Here is a 24136-nt window from a genome sequence, read left to right as displayed (position 1 = left end):
CCCATGACGAAGACCGTATTTTGCCGCAAGTATCAGCAAGAACTGGAAGCGCTGCCTTTCCCGCCGCTGCCCGGTAAGCAGGGCCAGGAGATCCAGGCAACCGTCTCCAAACAGGCCTGGGAAGATTGGCAAGCGCTACAAACGCGTTTGATCAATGAAAAGCACCTCAACATGTTAGACCCCGAGTCGCGGGCCTACCTGATGGAGCAAATGCAGCGCTTTTTCGATAACCAGGATACCGACCAGGCGGAAGGCTATGTACCGCCCACGCAGGCCACGTAACTTACCGGTAAAACGGAAAGTTTTACAAAAGAGTTGACGAAAAGCCGAGATTCTTGTTTAATACGCACCGTTGGCAGCGGCCAGATAGCTCAGTTGGTAGAGCAGGGGATTGAAAATCCCCGTGTCGGCGGTTCGATTCCGTCTCTGGCCACCACACTGCTGGGGTATCGCCAAGTGGTAAGGCACCGCTTTTTGGTAGCGGCATTCCCAGGTTCGAATCCTGGTACCCCAGCCATTGCCGACTTTACGTGTAGCCGACATAGCTCAGTTGGTAGAGCAACTGACTTGTAATCAGTAGGTCCCGGGTTCGACTCCTGGTGTCGGCACCACTTAAAGTGGTTTAAAAACAGCATGTTACAGAATTTTAAAAGGCCGCCTTCTAGGGCGGCTTTTTTGTGGGTGTCTACAAAGTGTTCAACCGTTGGACACTCACTTGTAAGTATAACCGCGCGCCGCATTTGGCACAGCTTCTGGCAGCCCTACTCACGGTATCTCGTTTGGCTGGCGTATGCATAATCATTAACCTCCCGAGCTGCTCCCTCATAGCCTGGAAATAACACCGACCCCTTCACTCCAAGGTCAATGCAAAACTGCAATAAATTCCCAGCTTCCTCTACCGGTAAAGTAAGCTTGACTAGGCTTGGAAAACCATCAGCTTGGCGTTTATAGACGTCTTGCTCACGTTCTAAGGGGAGGTGCTCAAAGCTCTCTCTACCTCCTGCTTTAATACTCGAAACCGTGAAGACGCCTTCCTGCGCAGCAAGGTTTGCACTTGTTCCTCCAGGCATTTCTACGAAAGCTATATTTTCCCATTCTTTATGCCCAAATACCCTGAGAGCCCAAATAGCCAAATGGCTATTTTTAGGTTCACTCCTCAAGATTCCAGAAGCAGCAAAATAGGCAGCTACGTAAGAACGACGAGTCCAATCAAGAAGACAGGTGGGTACCCCATGATGTTGCGCTGTTGCCAAAACTGGAAAAGCAGTCCTTGGAGGCCAGTTGGTCGGCATTCTGGTGTAGTTGTCAGGGGACTCAAGAATGCTGCGTAATTCCATAGAGTCACCAGGCACTTGAATGCCAGCTCCATCGCAAGCTTCAAGAAACGCGGATAGAACCATTACCTCGAAGTAAACTTGCCCACCGCCTTTGACAGCGCCAAAACGACCTAACATAGCAGTCGAAGTTAAAAAGCCCTTACTGCGATAAGCCGATGGCGTCAAGGAGTAGCTTGCACATGGCTGTCCTCGGAAGACATATTCACCGCGTGGCCATCGATCCCTATTTAAAGGAGAAAGGTACTCTATTAGCTCTCGCGCAGTCTCAAAGTCTTCTAGTTGGTACATCAAATGGCCATGCCTTATTAGGGATAGGTTTAAAACAACCCCGCTGGCTCTTCATCCACATCCCAGCTGAAGATCAGCACCTCTTTAGCGTCTGAGCCTTTGCCGCCGCCGACGGTGTAGCGGATGTCGGTGGTTTCGATGTGGTAGTCCGCGAAGATCCGGCGGATGTCTGGGTGGTCGTTGAGGCTGATGATGGCCTTGCCTTTGAGATTGGCCAGCATGCACGCCATTTCTTCGTACTGTTCTATGCCAAAGGGTAACCTATATCCTTCTGTCTGCCAGTAGGGTGGGTTCATATAAAAGAGGGTGTGGGGACGGTCATAGCGTTCTATGCAATCTTGCCAGCTTAGGTGCTCTATAAAGGGGGGTAACGCAACAGATAGTTACTTACAGAGAAGGGGTGGCGATGTCGAGCCTCAAATTGCAACACTTCTTTCAGCTGAAAGATTAAGGTTATTTAGTACTATGATTGAGATTGGTTGCCTAGAAGCTTGCTGTCTAAATGCTATTGCGCGCGACACATCCAATAGGCGCCATTGCACGTTAAATGACCTGCTCCTATCACTGATCGATCGACTAGATTTAAAAAAAGAGCTCCCTTCTTTCAGGCTTGCCACTCTGCAGTTCAAAGCGCGACTCCCTTCAGTCGCATTAGGGCTGATCATTTCGCGCTACCCTGATAAAGTCCATTGATTAGCAACATAAGGCTGAAGGCTGAGCCTTCCGTGATGAATGCCAATTCCATATTGAATGGAGCCATCTGTGCGAGTCAGCGACCAAGCATCAGCAAATTTCGGTTTCCTGGCCGAGCATGACGCGCTATTTGTGCAGCTGGCGTCAGCTGCCGAGGGAGCATTCGCCAGCGACCCTAACACCACGTTGATCAAGCTGCGCCAACTGGGCGAGGCGCTTGCTCAGCACATGGCCGCGCTGTCGGGTATCGATTTCGATGAGCAAACCAGCCAAGCCGACCTTCTTTATCGGCTAAATCGCGAGCTGCGGCTTGAGTCCCAAGTACGAGAGCTGTTTCATACCCTGCGCATTGAAGGGAACCGGGCTACCCACCAATTTCGCACTCGCCATAAAGAAGCCATGGATGGATTGAAATTGGCCAGAGAGTTAGCGATCTGGTTCCACCGCTCCTTTGGCAATGCAGGGTCCGGATTTAAACCGGGGCCGTTCGTGCCACCGGAAGATCCCAGCGCCCAACTACGCCAGTTGCAGTCAGGTATCGAAAAACTGCGCCATGATCTGCAAAACGCGAACGTAGAGCTAAACAGCAGCCAGCAACTCAGCCAACTGGTTGAGAAAGAAAAGGCTGAATACGAAGCCCTGGCCGTCGCCATGGATGAAGAAGCTCGGGCGCTAGAGAAACAAGCCCGCCAGCACGAAGAAGCGCTGGCGCAACAGCAAGCGGCCTACGAAAATAAAATCAAAGCTCTGCAAAAGCAGCTCACGCAGCAAGGCGAACAAACCGTTAATCAGCAGCGCCAGAAAGTGGCCAAGCAAACCAAAGCCGCCACCGATACCCTGGTACTGAACGAAGAACTCACCCGCATTCTCATTGACCAGCAATTGCATGAAGCCGGTTGGGAAGCAGACAGCCAGGAAATCACCTACCAGAAAGGCGCAAGGCCGGAGAAAGGGACTTACCGCGCGATTGCCGAATGGCCCACCAATCATAACGGCGAGAAGGGCCGAGCCGATTACGTGTTGTTTGTAGGCCTTGCGCCCATCGCAGTGGTAGAAGCCAAGAAAGAAAACACCAACGTGGCGGGCAAAATTGATCAGGCCGAACGTTATAGTAAAGGGACCCACGTCGAGGCCCCTCTGGTAGGTGCCTGGGAGCTTACTGGTCGCACCATTGCCTGGCCTGCTGATGACGAAGGCCACTATATGGTGCCTTTCGTCTATTCCTGTAACGGTCGCCCTTATGTCCCCCAACTGGCCGAACAATCGGGTACCTGGTTTCGGGATGTACGGGATCCCAGTAACCCCCGACGTGCACTGTCACGTTTTCACACGCCAGGTGGTTTGCTGGACCTACTGGAGCGCGATAAAGAAAATGCAGAAAAGCTGCTTAAGAACGAACCCTTCGGTTATCTGAAACTGCGTGACTATCAACAGAAGGCCATTGCGGCGACTGAAAATGCTCTGTCCCGAAACGTCCGCTCCGTATTACTTGCCATGGCCACCGGCACAGGTAAAACCCGTACCATCATTGGCCTGATGTACCGCTTCCTGAAAACCGAACGCTACCATCGCATTTTATTTCTTGTAGACCGCACCGCCCTTGGGCAGCAGGCCATCGACGCTTTTAACGAAGCGCCTTTAGAGCAGAACCAGACCCTGAGCAAGATTTACAACGTGGCGGAACTGGGCGATATGGCCGCTGAAGCCGAAACCCGCGTGCAGGTCGCCACCGTTCAGGCCATGGTGAAGCGCATCTTTATGAGCGATCAGCCGCCGCCCATTGACCAGTTTGATTGCATCATTATCGACGAAGCCCATCGGGGCTATACACTGGATCAGGAAATGACCGAAGGTGAGCTGGCGACTCGGGATGCGAGCCAATATATCTCCAGTTACCGGCGGGTGCTGGACTACTTCGATGCAGTCAAAATCGGCCTGACGGCCACCCCGGCCAGACACACCAGCGATATTTTTGGCAAACCTGTCTACACCTACTCGTACAGAGAAGCCGTCGCGGATGACTGGCTGATCGACCACGAACCACCTATTCGCTACGAAACCCTGCTGACCAAGAACGGTATCCAGTTCGAGAAAGGTAAGCCAGTCGAGGTGATTAACACCCAGACCGGCGAAGTGGATACCACTGAGCTCGAAGACGAGCTGAGCTTCGAGGTTGAGGCCTTCAACCGTCGAGTGATCAATGAGAATTTTAATCGGGTTATCTGCGAACAGCTGGCGCAGGAACTAGACCCTTTCGACGACGAAAAAGCGCTGATTTTCTGCGCGACTGATCTGCATGCTGATATGGTCAAGCGCCTTCTGGATGATGCCTTTAAAGACCTCTATAACGGTAGCTATAACGAAGCCGCCGTCGCCAAGATTACCGGCAAAAGCGACAAAGTCGATCAGCTGATTCGTCGTTTCAAGAACGAGCGTTATCCCAGTATTGCCGTCACCGTCGACCTGCTGACGACCGGTATCGATGTACCCAAGATCTGTCACCTGGTGTTTATGCGGCGGGTGCGTTCGCGCATTCTGTATGAGCAAATGATTGGCCGCGCCACCCGTCGCTGTGACGAAATCGGCAAAACCGTGTTCCGTATTTATGACCCGGTCGATATCTACGCCGCCCTTGCCGAGGTCAACACCATGAAGCCCCTGGTGAGGGACCCCAATATCACCCTGGAGCAACTGGTCGATGAGCTGACCGACGAGGATCATTTAGAAGCAGCGCTGAATAGCCCTGGTGAACAGTTGGGCGAAAGCCAGGCAGATGTAGTGCTTAGCCAACTGAGCCAGAAGGTCATGCGCGTACTGCGCAAAGCCGACAACAAAGCCGAAAGCCGACCGGCGCTGAAAGACAAGCTGGACGAACTGCAAGAGCTGTGGGGCGTCGAGCCAAAAAACCTGCACCAGCACCTTCAGAAACTAGGCCCGCGTGAAGCGTCAGCATTCATCAGCCAGCACAGCGGCTTGGTTAATCAACTTGGCCAAGTGAAATCACTGGTAGGCAGCGACAATATGCCCGTGATTTCGCATCATGAAGATGAGCTCATCCAGGAGCCCACCCAAAGCTACGGTGTACACCAGCGGCCTGAGGATTACCTGGACAGCTTCAACGCGTTTATCAAGGAGCAGGTTAACCAATCGACCGCCCTGGCAGTGGTCGTCAACAAGCCCCGCGACCTTACGCGCCAGCAACTCAAGGAAGTGAAAGTACTGCTGGATAACCACGGCTACTCGGAAGCCAATCTGCAAACCGCCGTGCGCAATCAGACCAATAAAGACATTGCTGCCAGCATCGTTGGCCATATCCGCCGCGCTGCGCTCGGCGAGCCTCTAAAGCCCTTTGAGCAGCGCGTCGCTGAAGCCATGGACCGCATCTATACCCAGCACGATTGGACATCAGCCCAGCGCAAGTGGCTGGAACGCCTGGCCAAGCAACTGACCCATGAAATCATTATCGACCGCGAAACCGTCAACCAGCTACCCGCCTTCCAAGGTGGTGCAAAGCAGCTGGATAAAATACTGGGCGATCAACTGGATACCGTGCTGGATGAGCTAGGCGACGCCATGTGGCCGCAGCAGAGCGCTTAAATGAGCGGTGTCGGTCGCTTCGATATGGCTCTGGCTGATTGGCCTTAGCAAATAGCTAGATTTTGTCGTTATTTATACATTTACTGCTTCACATGCAAAGGAAAGTGCCATTTCCTTTGCATATCTATCCCAATATGTATAGATTTTCTGTTTTTCTATACATGATCTAAGAAGAGGCGCTACGTGCTGCCAACGCTGCCCCTTGAACACATCGAACAGTGGGAAACGCGCTCCGTGCTGAAAAAAGCCGCGGAGGCACATCGTTACCTGGCAGAGCTAAAAGGCGTGGCAGCGACCATTCCCAACGAAGAAATCTTGATCAATACGCTGACTTTGCAAGAAGCCCGGCACAGCTCCGAAATCGAAAATATCATCACTACCCAGGATGATCTGTATCGCGCTGTCGTGGCGGACGCGGCCAGCGTATCACCGCAAACCAAAGAGGTTCAGGATTACGCAACCGCCCTGCGAGCTGGGTTCCGCAGCGTTCGGCAGTCGCGGCTGATCCGTCTTAACGATATTCTTCTGATTCAGGAGACGCTCGAAAACAACAATGCCGGTTTCCGGAAGCTACCGGGGACTGCATTGAGGAATCAGGCTACGGGGGAGGTCGTCTATGAGCCGCCCCAGTCCGCCCAGGAAATCGAAGCGTTGATGAGCAACCTAGTGGCTTACATCAACGATGACGAACTGTGCGATGCAGACCCGCTGGTCAAAATGGCGATCATCCATCATCAGTTCGAAAGTGTTCACCCGTTCTATGATGGCAACGGCCGGACCGGGCGCATCATCAACATGCTGTATCTGGTCGCTCAAGACCTGCTCGACCTGCCCGTGCTGTACTTCAGCCGCTATCTGATCCAGACCAAAGCCGATTACTACCGGCAATTACAGGCCGTGCGCGATACCGGTAACTGGGAGCCTTGGCTGCTCTATATGCTGGAAGGTATCAGCCAGACCGCTCAGCAAACCATTGACCTGATTGGTCAGATCCGCGAGTTGATGCAATACACCAAACATCGGATGCGTGATGAATGCCCCAAAATTTACCGGCAGGAACTGCTGAATAACCTGTTCAACCACCCATATACGAAAATCGAATTCGTCATGGAGGATCTGGCCGTCAGCCGTATCACTGCTACCAAATACCTGGATGAGCTGGTCAGCATCGGCCTGCTGGACAAAACCAAGGTTGGCCGTAGCAACTTCTACATTAATACACCGCTGATGGCGCTATTCCTTGAGCGCGCCTAACACTACTCGGAAGTACCCATGACCAATAACGACATCGTCCAAAAACTCTGGAATCTGTGTGATGTACTGCGCGATGACGGCATCAATTACTCGGACTACGTCACCGAGCTGGTGCTGCTGCTGTTTATTAAGATGGTGCACGAGAATACCCAAGCTGAATCACTCAAGCGTCACGTGCTGCCCGAGGGGTGCCGCTGGACGGACCTGAACGGAAAGTCGGGCCTCAACCTGCTTGATGACTACAAGCGCATTCTACTCAGCCTCTCCAGCGGCAGAGATGGGGCGGGTAGACTAATCCATGACGACCCGCTGATCAGCGCCGTTTACGCCGATGCGCAAACCCGCCTGCGCGAACCGCGCCACCTGGAGCAGATGATTAAAGCGCTGGATCAGATCGACTGGTTTAGCGCCCAGAAGGACGGGCTGGGGGATCTCTACGAAGGCCTGCTGGAAAAGAACGCCAACGAAACCAAGTCTGGCGCGGGTCAGTATTTCACCCCGCGGGCGTTGATCAACACTATGGTGCGCTGCCTGAAGCCCCAGCCCGGCGAGAAGATTCAGGACCCGGCAGCGGGTACGGCGGGCTTTCTGATTGCTGCGGATCAGTACATCAAGGATCACACCGACGATCTGTTTGACCTAAACGCCCAGCAGCAGGCCTTTCAAAAAAACCGAGCCTTTGTCGGCATTGAACTGGTGCCCGGTACCCGCCGCTTGGCGTTGATGAACTGCCTACTGCATGGCATGGAAGGCGACGATGAAGGCGTGGTGCACCTGGGCAACGCGCTTGGCCAGACCGGTGCGGGCCTGGAAAAGGCGGACGTCATCCTCGCCAACCCGCCCTTCGGCACCAGCAAAGGCGGCGATGCCAGTATTACCCGCGATGACCTGACCTATAAAACCAGCAACAAACAGCTGGCCTTCCTGCAGCATATCTACCGCAACCTCAAACCCGGTGGCCGCGCCGCCGTGGTGCTGCCGGATAACGTGCTGTTCGAAGCCGGCGTCGGCACCGAGGTGCGCCGGGACCTGATGCACAAGTGCAACCTGCACACCCTTTTGCGCCTGCCTACCGGCATCTTCTACGCCCAGGGTGTGAAAACTAACGTCCTGTTCTTCACCAAAGGCAGCGCGACGGATAAGCACCAGGAGGAAAACTGCACCGAAAACGTCTGGGTTTATGACCTGCGCACCAACATGCCTAGCTTCGGCAAACGCACGCCGTTTGGCGAGCAGCATCTGAAACCATTCGAGGCAGTCTTTGGGGATAATCCCAATGGTCAGAGCGAACGCAAAGAAGGCGAGTACAGCTTCCATTCCGACAAGATCGATCTGCCGGAAGCCACCAAAGCCACTGATGAGAACCAAGGCGTAGATGAACGCATGATCCATAGCCGCTGGCGCTGCTTCAGTCGCGAGTGGATTGCCGAGCACAAAGGCGACTCGTTGGATATCTCTTGGCTCAAAGATAGTGACAGTGTGGACGCTGCCAATTTGCCAGAGCCCAGCGTGTTGGCGGGTGAAGCAATGGGAGAGCTGGTGCAGGCGCTAGGAGAGATGGACAGTCTAATGCGGGAATTAGGAGCTGAGGAGGAAGCTGATGGGCAGCGGGTGTTGTTGAATGAACTTTTGGGTGAGGTTCAGTAATGACCCAGTGTGAATTACCTCCGGAATGGCTTCATATCCAGTTGGGTGAAATTGTCTCCTACGGCAAAACCCAGAAATGCGTGCTCGCAGATGTTACCGGCGACACCTGGGTTCTGGAACTTGAAGACGTTGAAAAGGAAAGTTCCAGATTACTTGGCCGAAAAACAGCCAAAGAACGGCCATTTAAAAGCACGAAAAACCAGTTTGAGAAGGGGAATGTCCTCTACGGCAAGCTTCGACCCTATCTCAATAAAGTCGTCGTTGCAGATACTTCCGGCGTGTGCACCACTGAAATCATTCCTCTGGATGCCGAGCCATTCGTTCTCAACCGATATCTTTTCCACTGGCTCAAAACTCGTGATTTCCTGAATTACGTCAACCAAGTCAGTTATGGCGTAAATATGCCTCGGCTGGGAACCAAGGATGGGGTGGCTGCTCCATTTGTGCTGGCGCCACTCGCCGAACAAAAAGTCATCGCCGACAAACTCGACACCCTGCTGGCCCAGGTGGAAAACACCAAAGCCCGCCTCGAACGCATCCCGCAAATTCTCAAACGCTTCCGCCAGTCCGTACTTGCTGCGGCGGTGAGTGGGCGGTTGATTGATGTCCAGCCCAAATCAGCAGCTAAGCTGGAAGATTTGGTCGATATTGAAAACGGAGCTAGAAAGCCCGTGTCGGCGACGATACGCAAGAATCTTCAAGGGACAGTTCCTTATTATGGAGCGACTGGAATTGTTGATTACCTAAATGACTACACTCATAAAGGTCGCTACCTATTGGTTGGCGAGGACGGCGCAAATCTTCTTAGTAAATCAAAAGACCTAGCGTTCATAGTGGAGGGAAAGATGTGGGTGAACAACCATGCTCATGTCTTAAAAGAACGATTAGGGGTGAATTTAGATTTCGTGAAAATCGCAATCAACTCTCTCGACTTAACTTCATGGATCACTGGATCCGCACAACCAAAGCTTACAAAAAAATCACTCTGTAGCTTGCCTATTACGAACTTTACTATTGGAGAACAAACCGAAATCGTCCGCCGAGTAGACCAACTTTTCGCCCATGCCGACCGCATCGAACAACAGGTCAATAGCGCCCTGGCCCGCGTCGATAAGCTCACTCAGTCCATCCTTGCCAAAGCCTTCCGGGGTGAACTCACCGAGCAATGGCGCAAGGACAACCCGGAGCTGATTAGCGGCGAGAACAGCGCGGAGGCGTTGCTGGAGCGTATTAAAGCTGAGAAAGCAGCGTCAAAACCGGCAAAGAAAGCTCGCAAGCAGACAACTGCGTGATGGGTTCCCGCGGTGAGAGTGCGGCTAGCAAATCACAATCGTAAGGAAAAGCTGAATGAGTAATATTGCTGCCTCGCAAGACGAAGCCGACTTGAAAGATAACTTTCGCTGCTTGGCCGAGCTGGTCGAGACTTGCAGAGAAAATGCCAACAGGGACGGTGAGCGCTTCAATATCTTCTCGATCCTTGGCCTTCAACGCGATGAAAACCGCACCCACTCACGATACCTCGCCGAGTTGCTGAGCTCCACCGGGCGGCACGGTGAGGGCGCCAGGTTTCTAAATGCGTTTGTTAACGACATCCTGGGCCTTTCACTCGATGTAAGTGAGCGTGTCAACGTAACCAGAGAACTCGCCACCGAAGACCAGCGACGTGTGGATATCGTGGTGGAGTCGCCAGATCTGATTATCGGTATTGAAGTGAAAATTGACGCCGGTGACCAGAAGGCGCAACTGCACGACTATTACACAGAGCTCAAACATCGGGCTAAAAACCGGAAAAAGGCGGTGCTTGTCTATCTCACGCTGGATGGCAAGGCGCCCTCCGCCTACAGCCTTAAAGACCTTGAGCAAGAGAATGTTCATTGCCTTTCTTTCGAGAAAGATATCCGCCAGTGGATCGACAATTGCGCAAGCATCAGTATCCACAAACCGGAATTGTCCTACGCGCTTATCCAGTACAAGCGTCTACTCGAAAATCTCACCGGAGTCGGAACCTCTATGACAGCACTTATCGCCGACAAACTCGCCAGCAACCGTGATGACCTGGAAACAGCGTTGGCACTAGAAAAGGCACTCCCCAAGGCAAAAGCAGCGGTGATGCTTCGGTTCTGGGAGGAACTCTCTTCCGCATTGAGTCATGCGTTTGGTGGAGCGCCGGCTGTCTATGGCGGTAAAGATCTGAGAGAAATATCCCAGAACTATTTTGATGACAGCCGGGGTGGCAAACGTGTGGGCATCAAGCTCCCAGTTGGTACCGTGAACGGTGAAACGCTTTGCCTGTATGTTCACATCTATAATGCCATTCACTACGGGCTGCGTATCGAAGGTACGTCAGGGTCGCCAGTATCACGGCCTGAACAAAAGGCAATGCTGGCCGATGGTAATGCGATGGCCGACAAGGAGACCGACTGGCTGGCTTGCTATTACTACAACCCATCCCCCAGCCAGGAGCCGATCATTCTTAATTTTGATAAATTCAACGGGCCAGTGCTCGACCTGATGGATGCCGAAAAACGGCAGACCATCATCGGTCAGATGGTGGATCACCAGGTGACCCTGGTTAAAGAAGCTAAATCGCTGATGGAAAACAGCGACGCCTAAACAATGCGAGAGGCTATGCGGCATGACATACGACTCATCCTTTGCTCAACATCGACTGACACAACTGACTGAGCAACTGCTCTCTGACACATCGGTCTCAGGCAACATCATATTTTTTGCCGACGAGGAGGACGGCAGAGTATGCGGCGCGACTTGGCAGTTTGAAGACGAAGATCATTCGTTACTCAAGGATAGCGACTTTACATACATGCTCATGGAGCTATTGGATGTCTTGATTCGCTACCGTGCCAGCCATGGCGTTACGGATACCCTCAACGGCATCATTCAAATGGATAAGTCCGTACCAGACATTCAGTGGCTTACAGTCAGTGAAGCAGAGAAGCGACGTGGCAGCCTGACCCCGACAGTGTAAGAATGAGTAGTCAGAAGAGCTTGCTATTGAATTCTTGAAAGCCCGATCTACATAACCACGGATTATCAATTTTTTAGATATTGAAGCGTGGGACTTGAACAACCTGAGAGCTTGGCTGGGCATAAAAATATAATCTTTTATGCCATTAGCTTCTAGAAGGTGAAGGCTATGAGCGATTTGTCACGGTTTTTAATTGGCGTCTCACCTATTATGATCGTTACGTTCGGGACGTTAGTCTCAGCTGCATATGTTATCAGGTGTCGAAAAAATGACTGGCTGTATGCGTTTAGGTCATGCCAATAAGGGACTTTTAGCTAAATATGACGATAATCGTATTGAGTAGATTTTTTCTTTTCTGACGCTTCTGATAAACAGCCTGTAACAGACAGCGGAGTGCAGCAAGCAGGTGAATATGTTAACTGCGAGTGATCTTCCTCTGATTACTTTCATTGATATCGAAACGTCGGGACTTGAACCCTGGGTTAAAGTGGGTGATGTAAGTGACAAATTTGTTGTAACTCTTGAAGCTGGTTTTTATCTATGCCTAAAAGATGAGTGGAATAAGCTAAAATTTGGTAGTTTTTGTTTAGGGTTTAAAAAGGTGTTTAATGCTATCGTTGAATGCCTTGGTTATTATTTCGGATTTTTATAGATTGGTCTAAATAATAAAGCTACTTCTCAGTGATGATGTAAATAATAAATAATTATTTTCTGTTTTAGCTATAAGCTTCACCATTGCAGGTGGTCACTGAATGACGTCCATCCTGAAAAGGTGGCTCCTATCCCAGAAAAAAAGTAACGACATATACGTTCACTACTAATACGGGCTGAAGTGCTTGAAGGATACACCGAGTATCCTGATGACTTACCGTTCTGACTTTTCAGATATACCTTTCTAAGCGGTTCTGATGTGCCATGTTCGCAAGAGAAATCCTGGAACGTGGTAACCATTGGAGATACGTTTGAATAAGTCGGCGTAGGAAGAAAACGTTAGCGGTATTAGCTGAACCAGCGCTGGCCACTTAGTTCGACGCGAGCAGAGCCATTCCGTAGGGCAGGGGAGAGACCCACCCAGAGCGGATGGCCCTCTAGAATCAGATTATTGGCAGACACATTAACTTTTCGCGAGAGGCACCGTTCGCTATTGTCGTTTTTAGAGTTGCTTCATGAATAAGGCAAGGTCATCAGGAATCATCGGTAACTACTTGATGTTGTTATCCTGATTAATCCGGTTAGCTCACATTTTAATTATCGTCAGATACACTCCATTTACAAATATTTTACATTCCACAAAACTACGCCATACTTCAAAAACTCTATATGCATGAACTCAATCGCCACGCGTTGTTGTACCTGTCATATATTTCGGCGATTTATAATATACAAGCAATAGTCACTACCATTAGGATTTATCTTGCATATGAATACGCACAAAAAATTTATAAATGTGGAAGATGAGCCTATAACGACACGGCCTAGGAAGGTTCTTGTCCTGGGATGCGATACCCTTGGGTATGATGTTGACGAAGCTTTAGGGAACGCTCAGTGGCATATTAAGTATGCCCATAATCAGCAGGAAGCTAGCACGATTATAGGAAATGGCGATGAGTACTTTACCTCTATATACATACTAAAAAATACTGACTCGCAGCTGCTAGACGACCTACAGGAACTAATAGTTATGCACCCGGAGGTAGCGTGGCTAGCGGTAGTGGATCCACTTTCCATTCAGGTGGAGCGCATCCGCCGGTTTGTCCACCAGTATTTCTTTGCCTTCTTAACGCTTCCTCTGGATCCTATCAAAACCCAGCACCTCCTTGAAGCAGCACGAGAAATGACTCTCCTGTCGGCTCTCTCCCCAAGCAAATTTCGAAACGAATACCGAAACCAAGATATGGGAATGGTGGGCAACTCACCGGTAATGCAACGCCTTTATCAATCTATCTATCGAATTGCACAAGTTGATGCGCCGGTACTGATAACCGGTGAATCGGGTACTGGGAAGGAACTTGTCGCAAGGGCGATCCACGAACAATCACCAAGAAGACATGGCCCCTTCAATGCTATCAACTGCGGTGCGTTGCCTCCAGGTCTAATCCAGTCTGAGCTATTCGGACATGAAAAAGGGGCATTCACTGGTGCAGGCCAGCGCAAGTTCGGCATCATTGAGTCCACCAGTGGTGGCACCCTTTTTCTGGATGAGATAGGCGATTTACCCTTGGATATGCAGGTCAACCTTCTCCGATTTCTGGAAAATCACCACGTTTTCCGTCTTGGCAGCCTGAAGGAAACTAAGGTCGACGTCAGGGTCCTCGCCGCTTCACATGTAAATCTTGAAGAGGCCATTAAACTGGATAAGTTTCGGGAAGATCTCTACCACAGGCTAAATGTACTTCAATTGACGCCTCCCCCCCTTCGCGAGCGTAGCGAAGATATCGAAGAGATAGCTAACTTTTTCTTCAAAAAATACCGTACTGAGAAGGCCTCGAAAGTAAAAGGCTTCAGCCGTGAGAGCCTTCTTTTGATGCGCCAGTATGCATGGCCGGGCAATATCCGAGAACTAATCAATAGAATCCGAAGGGCCATGGTGATGTGTGACCAGCGCCTTATCAGACCTGAGGATCTCGGCCTGGAGCGAAGGCAACGTTCATCTCGTAGCCAAGTCACCTTGGAACAAGCTCGCGATCTGGCAGAAGAGAGCGCGATCAGAGCATCGTTGGCTCGCAACAAGTACCAAGTGCAGCACTCGGCCTGTGAGCTAGACGTTTCACGGGCCACTTTGTATAGGCTGATCGAGAAGCATGGGATCGACCGGCAATTAGAAAAAAACGCTCAATAGCAAGGGGGCATCTCATCATGAAATGTAATAAAAGGAACTTGAGTCAGGCTATCGGTCTGCTATCGCTCTTCGGTTCTGTCCCTATTTTGGCGCAGGATACTATTCAGCCAGTCGGCCAGGAGCCCGAGGAAAGAGAGGTCCAGCCGGACGTTCAGGCCATAGCAGAATATGGCGGCGTGCTGACACCCAAGGGTAGGCTGGTATTGGAACCGGAGTTCCAGTACTCCCACGAGAGTATCAACAGGATGACATTCCAGGGTGTGGAAGTATTGAGCACCCTGTTGATCGGCGTGTTCACGGCAGAAGATGTCGACCGGGACAATTACACAGCCGCGTTGACCGGCCGACTAGGCTTCACCGACAGGCTGGAGCTGGAGATGAAAGTCCCCTATGTCTATCGTGATGAGTCGAACCGAGTCACGGTTTCCGAAGTAGACCCAGACTTCACGCTGGATCGTGAGCTATCTAATGATGCATTAGGCGACATCGAGTTGGCCGCCCATTACCAGTTGAACCGGGGCCTCAATGGCAAGCCCTACTTCATCGGCAACTTGCGCTACAAGAGCACTACCGGCGAGGGCCCATTCGATATCCGGCGCAACAGCGCCGGCATCCCTCTAGAGCTATCCACGGGCACAGGCTTCCATTCCATAGAACCCAGCATCACAATGCTGATTCCCTCGGCGCCGGCCGTCTATTTTGCCAATCTTGGCTATGTGTTCCACCTAGAAGATGAGGTCAACCAGCAAGTTACCCAGGGGGATGATGACCTTTTCATAGGCGATGTCGATCCTGGGGATGCCGTGCGACTCAGCTTCGGTATGGCGTACTCAATCAACCCGAGAAGTTCTTTCACTCTGGGCTATAAGAACGACTTCATCGGTAAGACCAAGACAGAATATGTCAATAACACCAGCGGCACTATAACTCGGGTCAGTTCTAACACGCTGAACGTCGGTTCCCTGCTGCTCGGGTGGTCCTACCAGCTAAACCCAGATGTCTCCCTTAACTTGGGCCTGGAGCTGGGTATTACCGACGATGCCCCGGACACGACGCTGACCCTTCGCATGCCCTTCGGAATGGATGTCTTCTAGCCAAGGGCACATAACACGACGGCTGCCAACTCGGCAGCCGTCACATAATTATCTTCATCCTACTCTTGCGCTTAGCTTTCAGCGCAGAATACCCGATAAGGAGTCAACAATAGATGCCCGTTGCTTGGCTGCCCTCAAAGCGCCAATATTGTTAAGTCGAACGTCGATATTGATCTGCTGCTGGATATCCCGCCCGGAGGCATTGCTCACCACACCACTGATGATGGCGTTGCGAGTAATGTTGTGCAGAGCCGCCGTGAAGCCTTTGGGATCGCTCAGGGTAACGCCGGAAAAGTTAGCCAGACCCGAAAGGTCGATACTACTAGGGGTTACGTCGGTGATAGAGAGCCCTGTACCGGAACCGACCTGATTGGCTGACAGTGAGGGGTCACGGAGTGTCTGGGACACAAGGTGCACGCCCGCCTTCGTGAAGTTTACCAACGACACCAACTCGATACTATTATCGATCTTCGTCTGCAGCCTGGCGCCGAAATCCACGTCGAGCCCACCGATATTGAAACCCGCCCGCATCTGATTGAGTTCATTTTCGGCGATGACGATTCCCTGATAGAAGTCATCCCTTGTTGCAGACAGTAATAAGGCCTCAGTATAAAGACTCACTGGTACCTGATCACCCAAGTAATCTGCCCATTGTCGATTTACATCTACCTGTGCGTCGTGTTCTAACAGAGGGGCCGCCTGGGTTCCGGCAGTCACTAGTACCGCCAGTGCGCCTATCCACCACCTCCCCCCCATCTTTTGCATAATCCTGGCGCGCGACATCATCTTCATCTCTCCTCATCACCGACCCATCTCATTGCTCGCGGGCAGGGTTAGCAGACTGGAGCCGATGTTGGTGCGGTTTACGCCTCTTGACAGCGGTGAGTCGGGGCGCACGGCCCAGTCCTGCTCATGGTTGAAGTAGTTACGGGCAATCTCGATCTCCTCGCGCACCCCCAGAACCGATCCGTTCCATAGAGTCTCGAAGTGCTCCCTTGGCACCACCTGGGTACCTGCCGCAGGATCTCCTACTAAGATATTGTCGTCATCGATGCCCTTGACGACGACGAAATGTTTGTAACCCATGGTGTCGATCATGGTAATGGCCGGCACCCCAATTCGCAGAAAGTCATCCAAGCTGATCCTAAACCCATCGGCATTGAGCCCCTGGGAATCCAGGTAACGCTTCATGTCTAGCATGGAAAAGCCGTGTTGTTGGATCTGCTCGGCGTCACCAGCACGGATCATGCTCTCGAAGACCTCTGCCTCAGTAGTCTCACGCTGGTAATGGAAAGTTAGCAGGGTGGCGACGGACGCGGAACCACAGCTGAAGTCGTACTGCTGCTGGATGACTCTGTCCCAACCCTTCTCTTGCAGGCTCTTTACCTCAACCTGAAAATTGCCGAAACGATTGGCAATGGCTACCTGGCCAGCATGGGCACTCAAGGTGCTTCCAGTGAGAAGCAGTGACGCCATAGCACAGCAGAGTTGCCTGGTCAGTTTCATGGCAAGTCATCCCTTGGCTGCAAATTTTTGAACCTGGACAAGATTCAGTTGGCGATAAAGACACTGATGCCCACGGCGTTATTGATAGAGTTTCCGTTGCCAGTCACTGCACTGAAGATTCCTGTACCGCTATAACTCCCCAATGCATCGGAGGCGAAGCTGATATTGCCCGAGACCATGTCTCCACCGATATTAAAAGAGTTACCCGTTACTGAGGACTTCATGTTCTGCACACTTTTGACCGTATTAACATTGATAACCATCTCACCCTCTCTGGCTCGAGCCTTACCCAACTCCTCCACGGCTATCGATTCCATCGCGGCGAAGCCTTCCGCCTGAGGCGCATGGCGATCATTGGCCTGGCTCTTTGCCGCCCCGAAGGTAGACAGCACCAAAAAGAAAACGATAGCCATCAACTGCAACGGTGGGCGTCGTAAAGTAAAGTGAGTTAAACAGACTGATGACACCTTCATGGCCTTAACTCCCGGTATCCGATCCATTGGGACATTTCATCAAGGGAGCTGTTGGCGTTCATATCCACCAGCTCCCGGGTAGTGGGAGCGCAGAATGCGCTCCTTATCAGTTGCCGATGCTCACATTGCTGTGCGCCGCGACGTTTGTGCCAGACAACTGGGAGTTGTAGAGGCCGGTTGTCACGTTCATGTTGTTGATGCCGCCGAACACCCCAGCACCAACAGACACGTTAGCTGCCCCGGTTGCAAAGCTGGCAAGACCACCACTGCCGCCGTTGCCACTTGCTCCTCCATTACCAGCCACTGCGCTAGCATCACCGCCGGTACCTTGTCCGCTGGCGCCGTTGCCGCCATTACCAGCGCCGCCGTTACCTCCGGCTGCCATGGCCTCGCCACCGTCACCACCGTCGCCACTGGTAGCAGATCCCGAGCCGCTGCCAGAACCGGAGCCCGAACCATTGCCCGCAGTGCCACCTGCCACTGCGGAGCTGGCGGTGGCGTCACCGTTGGTGCTGTCACCGTTGGTAGCAGTGTTGGTGTTATCGTCGTCAAAGTCGTCTGTATTGAGAGACGCATAACCTTCGGCGGTGCCACCCTGGGCGTCGGTAGCGTCATTGGTAGCGTCAGTGTCACCACCTTCGCCGTAGCTTTCGCCATAGCCTTCGGCATAGCTATCGGCATCGCCGCCGTTACCACCTTCACCACCTAATGCTCGGGCTAGACCGCCGTTCCCTCCATCACCGTCTCCACCGTCTCCGCCAAAGCCTTCGCCATAGCTATCGGCATAGGCGTCACCACCGGCACCGCCTTCAGCACCGTCTGCCGCTGCACCGCCATTGATAACGATACGAGCGCCACTGACATTAGAGCTCATCTCCTGCATCGAGATGACATTGGTGGACGTGTTGTAGGACTCACTCATCGCCCAAGCATCACCGCCACGGCCTGTTGTGCCTCCGGTTCCGCCCATACCGGTTCCGTTAGCAGCCCCGCCAGTACCATCACCGCTGGTAAGACTACTGTCGTCGGAACTTTCATCGAAGTCTCCGTCGACATTGGCATAGACGCTGCCACCATTACCTTCCCCATAGCCATCGCCGCCACTTGCGCTACCACTATTGCCGCCTGTGGCCGTCGCTGTGGCGTCAACATTCTGATCTACGCTTTCAGCGGTACCAACTCCGGGGTTCGCGTGCGCCGTGGAGATGGCCATTACGAGAGCCAGCAGAGGGGTACCCGCTATTACTAAATACTTTTTCATGATCATGTCTCCGTTAGTTTTGTCTTCTGCAGCCTGCGAACACGCGACATCGTCCTACTTACAAGTGCTGGACCCTTGAATGACGCTCTTCCGTTCGCAGTAACGAAGTTGATAGCAGCTTACGTGCCATCGCGGAGACAGTTATTCTTAAATTGCTGAAATAAATGAAGATCTTTAAAAAATATATTTTTTAAAAGCAATGTTCGCTGTTAGTAATTAATGCATAAATGTATTTTATCTGAGACAGGGATAGCCCACTTCCACCTGTCATTCTATTGACAGGCTTGTAATAGCGGGCCTCCTCATTTTCCTGTGGAGTGCCTTATTTATGCGACAAATCAGCAGGTAGGTCAGAGGTGGGAGTGACTCTTGATCGCTGATGCAGTTATTGCGCGTGGCGCTCAATACCCGGTCATCTCTAAATAACCGACGCCGATGCTTTCTTGCGTTTCTGCCTGGCGAACCACCACATCGCCTTCCCAGTAAGGTACTGAGGTTGGCATCCAGCGGTTAGGGTGGCGTGCCTCGACGACAAGCTGCATATCGGCATCGGGTAGCGTGAGTGACCAGCCTGTGGGGATATCTCGTCCCGCTACCACTTGCGTTTCTAACGGCGTAAGCGTGACGCTATCAGGCCCGATGAGTTCGGTTTGCCCATCAGCGGAGAGTAAATGGCCGAACACGTAGTCGCCGCCTTCTTCACCGCCACCTCTTAACCGATAGGCCATCAGCTTGCGCCCGTCCGTCAGGTGCAGCGAAAACCAGTCCCATCCGGTTTGTTCCGGGGCGAGTAGCTGGCTGCTCCATTCGCGATCCAGCCAGCCTTTGCCGCTAACCTCACGGGACTCACCGTTCAGCGTGACGCGGCCGGTAATCTGTAAATAGGGCTGGCTGTAGTAACGCGAACCCTGGCCGTCCACGGTTTTGGTGTTAAACCCATTCTCTCCGTGCCAGATAAGCGGGCCTTGCGCGCTGAGGGTAAGCTCGTATCCAAAGCGGTCAGCGTCCTCTCCGCTATAGGCGCTGAGGGTAAAGTCCTCGAAGTTGGCGTCGGGCGGACTTTCCAGTATCCAGTCATCGATCCAGGCCTGAAATGGGACTGCCTTGACGCCTGCTTGGCCGCTGGCCTTTTGGCTATGGCTGCGCGCAAAACGTTCGGCGGCAACGTGGCTTTCCCCTTGGGAAACCCCCATGTGCGCCATCCACACCTGGTCGGTTGCCCATGGCGTTGGGTCAGGGCGCTCGTCAGGTGGCGTCAGTGCCTGGCGAAACAGCGTCCATTGAAGGCCGAGCGGCTCACCCTGGGCATCTTCAAGGTTGGCGGTCAGGTACCACCATTCGATGCGGTAATCAGGATGCGGGCCATGGTCTTGCGGAAAGCTCAGCGGCGTAGAGGCATTTGCCTCGGCAAACGCCGCCGCGTTTTTACCGAGCCCGGCAAACCCTTGAGGCTCAGCCTCAGGCGACGTTTCCTGGCAGCCGATGAGGATGAAACAGCTTATCGCGATAAGCACAGCTGATAAGCGGTAATAACTCATACGGCCCCCTTGTTTAGCATCGCCTGGGGAGAGGTGCGCCATAGCTGAATCGATGGCAGGGCGGCGGCGGCCAACGCTACCCCCAGCGCGGTCAGCAGCGTGATGAATATATCCCATGGAAAAAGGTATAACGGCAGCCGCCAACCAAAGGCGGCGACGTTGATGATTGCCACTAATGTCCAGGTAATGGCGATGCCAAGCGGAATCGCCACCACGCCGGTGAGTAGTGATAAGCCCCCTAATTGAAAAAGCGGCAGCTGGGTTAGCGTTTTGCGCGGCACGCCCAATGCCCAAAGGGAAGCTAGCTGGCGCTGTCGCTCGCGGGCCTGGGCCAGCAGAGTAGCGAACAGCGCCAGCGCAGCGACGCCTAGCGTCAGGGCGTTTAGCGCCTGGGTGATGGTGAACGTACGCTCAAAAATTTGCGTGGCCAGCCGTTTAATTTCCTGTTGGTCGACAAGGGCGTCGGGGGATACATCAAAGTTATCCGCCAGTGCTTGGCGTAAAGCCTGGCGGTCGGCGCTTTCGTTGACGACCAGTCCTATCGAGGCGATATCGCCACCAAAACGCTGAACAAGCACATCGGTGGGCATAAGTATCTGCTGGCGTGGGTTGCCGTAATCAGGGTAAACCGCCGCAATTTCAAACGGCATTGCGCCTTGTGGCGTCTCCAGTGTGACCACGTCACCCGGTGCAAGCTGTTTTGCCACGGCCATTTGCTCGTTAATAAACACGCTGCGTGTAGACAGCGCTGACCAGGCAGCGGATCGCCCAGCTTGCGTATCGAGTAACGGCCAGCGGTTGGTGATCGTCGGTGCTGGGGTAATCCCAAACAGCGCAATGCGTTCGCGAGTCGTCTCTTTTCCTCGTGCATTTTTCTCGGCCAGCAGGTCGACGCTGCCTCGGGCGGTGGGCAAGGTTTCGTCAACATCGGGCTGGGCGTCGAGCCAATCCAGCATCGGGGTTAACGTCGACGGTGACGCGTTGATATACAACGGCGCGGCCAACCGTTGATCCAGCCAATCCAGAAAAGTGAGACGAAAGCCACCGACCATGCTGCTAACCCCTAGATTGGTGGCCAAAGCAATCAGCAACGCCATCATGGCTAACGAAAGGCGCGGTAGCTGTAACTGAATATCCGCCACGGCCCAGTGGGCAAGCGGGCGGCGATGAAGCAGCCGCTGTAGCAAGCGCAGCACGCCGTTAATCAGCGGCGGCAGGCAGAGCGCGCTGCCTAACAGTAGGGCGGCGACAAATCCAAAACTAACCAGAACCCCTTGGCCGGATGATAGGCGGCTAAGCCATAGCGCTAAGCCAACAGCGATGACGGCGACCACTGCGCCCCCTTGTGTCATCCGTTTTAGCTGACGCTGGTAGCCAAGTCGCCATGCCTGGGACTGGCCCAGCGCTAATACCTCCAGACGCGCGGCCCGCCACAGCACGCCGCTGCCTGCCAGCAGTAGGCCGCCCAAGGTAATGACTAAGCTGCCCACCCAGTAGTGCCATGGCAATACCAAAGAGCGTTGCACGTCGGCTTGGTAAAGCGAAGACAGTGTCGTCGCCACATCGGGCAATAACTGGGCGGCGAGCCAAATGCCGCTGGCGAGCCCAAGTGCTGAACCCACCAGGCCGAATACCAGCAGCTCAAGCAGAATCGCCATGGTCAACGTGAACGCGGGCACGCCCAGCGCGCGCAGTGTTCGCAGCGTGGTCAGACGCTGCTCCATGGCAAGCCCCAAGGCGGCTTGCACAATAAATAAGCCGACGACTAACGACAGCAAGGCCAGCGCGGTGAGGTTGAGGTGGAAGCTATCCGTCAGTTGTTCCGGCGATGCCAACGTAGCGGCTCGGCTTAGCCGGTACCCGTCGGGCGGCTGCGTTAGCGCGCCAGGGGCGGTGACCAGTTGGCTTAGCGTGTTATCGCGATCTAACAACGCGGCGGCAGCGGCAATGTCCATCACCAAGGTATTCGGCGGTAGCTCCGGGCGTAGCGTTAGTGGCGGGAGCCGTTGATTATTGTCGACGGTGGGCGTCGCCCCTGGCGCTTGTCGGCGTGAAAGCCCTAATACGTCAATGGTTTCCGGGGCGAGCTGGGTTTGCCATGGCGGGGTTAAAAAAGCGGTTAATGCGTCACCGTTGCTGCCCAGGGCGTTATCGTTGGGCAAGGTTAACGGGTCAATGCCGATAATGGTCAGGCGTTCCTCGCCTATTTGTAGCGTGCCTTCCAGCATAGGTGAGACGGGCCAGCCGGACCGTCGCAGCGTCAGGTAGTCTTCACGAGTGAGCGATTGGCCATCGCGTCGAGTTAGCTGGTCAACATCTGCACTAAACAGCGCGTTGGCTCGGGCGTAGCTGTCCTTCGCCGTGGCGTTTACGGCCTGAACGCTGCTCCACAGGGCGCTGGCGACCCAAAGCCCTAGCAGCAACATGGCTAATTGCCCCAGATGGCGGCGATAGTGGGCAAGCAATGTCACTAGCACGCGCAGGATCATGAGCAATGATCCTCAAGACGGCCCAGGTGGAGGCGTACCAGCCGATTAAGCGGCGCCGCCACGCGGGCACTGTGGGTCACCATCAAGAGCGCACAGCGTGTTTCTTTCACCAGCTCAAGCAGTAGCGCGAGGACGGTATCAGCGCTTTGCTCATCCAGGTTACCTGTCGGCTCGTCGGCTAGTAGCAAACTGGGGCGAACGGCCAGTGCTCGGCCAATCGCCAGGCGTTGCTGTTGGCCACCCGATAGCTGCTCGGGGTAATAGGTCTCGCGGCCGGAAAGCCCCAGGCGTGCCAAAAGGTGCGCCGTCCATTCAGAGTCTTCTCGCCCTGCCAGGCGGGCCTGAAGGCGTAGGTTGTCGATAACATTCAAGCTGGGTACCAGATGGAACTGCTGAAATACCAGCCCCAGATACTGGCGGCGCAGCTTGGCGCGGGCGGGTTCATCCAAGCTGGAGAGCACCTGCCCGTCAATGCTGATCTCGCCCTTGTCGGGCACGTCGAGTCCGGCTGCCAAATGCAACAGCGTTGATTTGCCACTGCCCGATTCTCCCATTAAGGCGAGGCTCTCACCCTGTTGAAGTGTCAGGTCGATACCGTTGAGTACCGGCAGCTCACCCTGCGGTGTGCTAAAGGTTTTATGGATTTGCTGCAGGGCCAACATAGGGCCTCCTGTTGCTAACGCCAGCGTCTTTTATAAAGAATACAGTTCTTTTACGAGGCGATATAGGTGTGATGTTTTTGTATATGAAGTAATCGGCAGCGATGCATTGAGCAGCACGGAAACGCGCAGTTTAAATCCTGGATTCATAGAATAACCGCAGCACTTTGGATCACACAGTAGAGGAAGGAGGGCCAGCGCCGGTACCCTCTCGACTTTACCGACCAAAGTGAAGCAGAGCATGGGATACCGACAGCTGACCCAAGCCCAACGATACCAAATTTTTGCTTATCTTGAGACCGGCATCAGCCAGCGACAAATAGCCAAGGCTATTGGGGTGCACAGCAGCACCATTAGCCGGGAGATAAAGCGCAATGGGCTTACGACTGGCTATGCGCCCGAGCAGGCGCAATCGAGAAGTGATCAGCGCCGACGCAGCGCCTGGAAAGTGACGAAGCGCCTGCCAAGCCTGATT

General features: G+C 53.3%; 20 protein-coding genes and 3 tRNA genes. 14 read left to right on the top strand and 9 right to left on the bottom strand.

Annotated elements, in window-relative coordinates; genetic code table 11:
- Positions 1-3 precede the first annotated feature (3 nt).
- From BLR97_RS18615 to BLR97_RS18600, 4 genes are all read left to right on the top strand, one after another.
- Positions 4-282, top strand: coding sequence for an oxidative damage protection protein (locus BLR97_RS18615; RefSeq protein ID WP_089708287.1), 279 nt, complete (start codon positions 4-6; stop codon positions 280-282).
- 78 nt (positions 283-360) lie between these two features.
- Positions 361-436: transfer RNA gene (locus tag BLR97_RS18610), tRNA-Phe, on the top strand.
- 6 nt (positions 437-442) lie between these two features.
- A tRNA-Gln gene (locus BLR97_RS18605) sits at positions 443-517 on the top strand.
- 18 nt (positions 518-535) lie between these two features.
- Positions 536-611: transfer RNA gene (locus BLR97_RS18600), tRNA-Thr, on the top strand.
- 150 nt (positions 612-761) lie between these two features.
- Here BLR97_RS18600 and BLR97_RS18595 read toward each other — a convergent pair.
- Positions 762-1625, bottom strand: coding sequence for an FRG domain-containing protein (locus BLR97_RS18595; protein WP_089708285.1), 864 nt, complete (start codon positions 1623-1625; stop codon positions 762-764).
- Between the two features lie 29 nt (positions 1626-1654).
- A complete protein-coding gene (locus BLR97_RS19845; protein ID WP_211605204.1) occupies positions 1655-1846 on the bottom strand; it encodes a hypothetical protein in 192 nt (63 codons plus the stop codon).
- A gap of 541 nt (positions 1847-2387) precedes the next feature.
- On the opposite strand from BLR97_RS19845, the gene hsdR reads away from it, so the two are divergent.
- The 9 genes from hsdR (at position 2388) to BLR97_RS18545 (ending at position 15735) form a co-directional block, all read left to right on the top strand.
- On the top strand, positions 2388-5915 hold the full coding sequence (gene hsdR, locus BLR97_RS18585) for a type I restriction-modification system endonuclease (protein WP_244511409.1): 3528 nt from the start codon (positions 2388-2390) through the stop codon (positions 5913-5915).
- A gap of 183 nt (positions 5916-6098) precedes the next feature.
- Positions 6099-7169 carry a Fic family protein gene (locus BLR97_RS18580; protein ID WP_089708280.1) on the top strand — a complete coding sequence of 357 codons (1071 nt, stop codon included), beginning with the start codon at positions 6099-6101 and terminating at the stop codon, positions 7167-7169.
- Between the two features lie 18 nt (positions 7170-7187).
- Positions 7188-8816 (top strand): class I SAM-dependent DNA methyltransferase, encoded by a 1629-nt coding sequence (locus BLR97_RS18575; protein WP_089708278.1) that lies wholly within the window; start codon positions 7188-7190, stop codon positions 8814-8816.
- The gene (locus BLR97_RS18570) at positions 8816-10108 is read left to right on the top strand and encodes a restriction endonuclease subunit S (RefSeq protein ID WP_089708277.1); all 1293 of its coding nucleotides are present in this window, start codon (positions 8816-8818) and stop codon (positions 10106-10108) included. The genes BLR97_RS18575 and BLR97_RS18570 overlap by 1 nt, the downstream gene beginning before the upstream one ends.
- 55 nt (positions 10109-10163) lie before the next feature.
- The gene (locus BLR97_RS18565) at positions 10164-11429 is read left to right on the top strand and encodes a PDDEXK-like family protein (protein WP_089708275.1); all 1266 of its coding nucleotides are present in this window, start codon (positions 10164-10166) and stop codon (positions 11427-11429) included.
- A gap of 22 nt (positions 11430-11451) precedes the next feature.
- Positions 11452-11802: a hypothetical protein gene (locus BLR97_RS18560; RefSeq protein WP_089708273.1), complete on the top strand. Its 351-nt coding sequence runs from the start codon at positions 11452-11454 to the stop codon at positions 11800-11802.
- A 412-nt stretch (positions 11803-12214) separates the two neighbouring features.
- Positions 12215-12454 carry a hypothetical protein gene (locus BLR97_RS18555; RefSeq protein WP_089708272.1) on the top strand — a complete coding sequence of 80 codons (240 nt, stop codon included), beginning with the start codon at positions 12215-12217 and terminating at the stop codon, positions 12452-12454.
- A gap of 768 nt (positions 12455-13222) precedes the next feature.
- Positions 13223-14641, top strand: a complete 1419-nt coding sequence (locus tag BLR97_RS18550; protein ID WP_244511407.1) for a sigma-54 dependent transcriptional regulator — start codon at positions 13223-13225, stop codon at positions 14639-14641.
- A gap of 17 nt (positions 14642-14658) precedes the next feature.
- Positions 14659-15735: a hypothetical protein gene (locus BLR97_RS18545; protein WP_089708270.1), complete on the top strand. Its 1077-nt coding sequence runs from the start codon at positions 14659-14661 to the stop codon at positions 15733-15735.
- Between the two features lie 78 nt (positions 15736-15813).
- Here the strand turns inward: BLR97_RS18545 and BLR97_RS18540 are convergent, their stop codons facing one another.
- From BLR97_RS18540 to BLR97_RS18510, 7 genes are all read right to left on the bottom strand, one after another.
- Positions 15814-16521, bottom strand: coding sequence for a hypothetical protein (locus tag BLR97_RS18540; RefSeq protein ID WP_089708268.1), 708 nt, complete (start codon positions 16519-16521; stop codon positions 15814-15816).
- Between the two features lie 15 nt (positions 16522-16536).
- Positions 16537-17241, bottom strand: a complete 705-nt coding sequence (locus BLR97_RS18535) for a C39 family peptidase (RefSeq protein ID WP_211605202.1) — start codon at positions 17239-17241, stop codon at positions 16537-16539.
- A gap of 44 nt (positions 17242-17285) precedes the next feature.
- A complete protein-coding gene (locus BLR97_RS18530; RefSeq protein ID WP_089708266.1) occupies positions 17286-17714 on the bottom strand; it encodes a hypothetical protein in 429 nt (142 codons plus the stop codon).
- 106 nt (positions 17715-17820) lie between these two features.
- Complete coding sequence (locus tag BLR97_RS20115; protein ID WP_089708264.1) at positions 17821-18975, bottom strand: hypothetical protein; 1155 nt, start codon at positions 18973-18975, stop codon at positions 17821-17823.
- A 401-nt stretch (positions 18976-19376) separates the two neighbouring features.
- Positions 19377-20513: a lipocalin-like domain-containing protein gene (locus tag BLR97_RS18520; RefSeq protein ID WP_089708263.1), complete on the bottom strand. Its 1137-nt coding sequence runs from the start codon at positions 20511-20513 to the stop codon at positions 19377-19379.
- A complete protein-coding gene (locus BLR97_RS18515; protein WP_170833059.1) occupies positions 20510-23002 on the bottom strand; it encodes an ABC transporter permease in 2493 nt (830 codons plus the stop codon). The genes BLR97_RS18520 and BLR97_RS18515 overlap by 4 nt, the downstream gene beginning before the upstream one ends.
- On the bottom strand, positions 22999-23664 hold the full coding sequence (locus BLR97_RS18510; RefSeq protein ID WP_089708261.1) for an ABC transporter ATP-binding protein: 666 nt from the start codon (positions 23662-23664) through the stop codon (positions 22999-23001). The genes BLR97_RS18515 and BLR97_RS18510 overlap by 4 nt, the downstream gene beginning before the upstream one ends.
- Positions 23665-23902: 238 nt before the next feature.
- Here BLR97_RS18510 and BLR97_RS19655 point away from each other — a divergent pair.
- The coding region (locus tag BLR97_RS19655; protein WP_139172988.1) for a helix-turn-helix domain-containing protein at positions 23903-24136 on the top strand (234 nt) is incomplete at its 3' end.

Origin of the sequence: Vreelandella arcis (assembly GCF_900103865.1) — a bacterium.
GTDB lineage: Bacteria > Pseudomonadota > Gammaproteobacteria > Pseudomonadales > Halomonadaceae > Vreelandella > Vreelandella arcis.
This window is presented reverse-complemented; position numbering and strand designations above follow the sequence as displayed.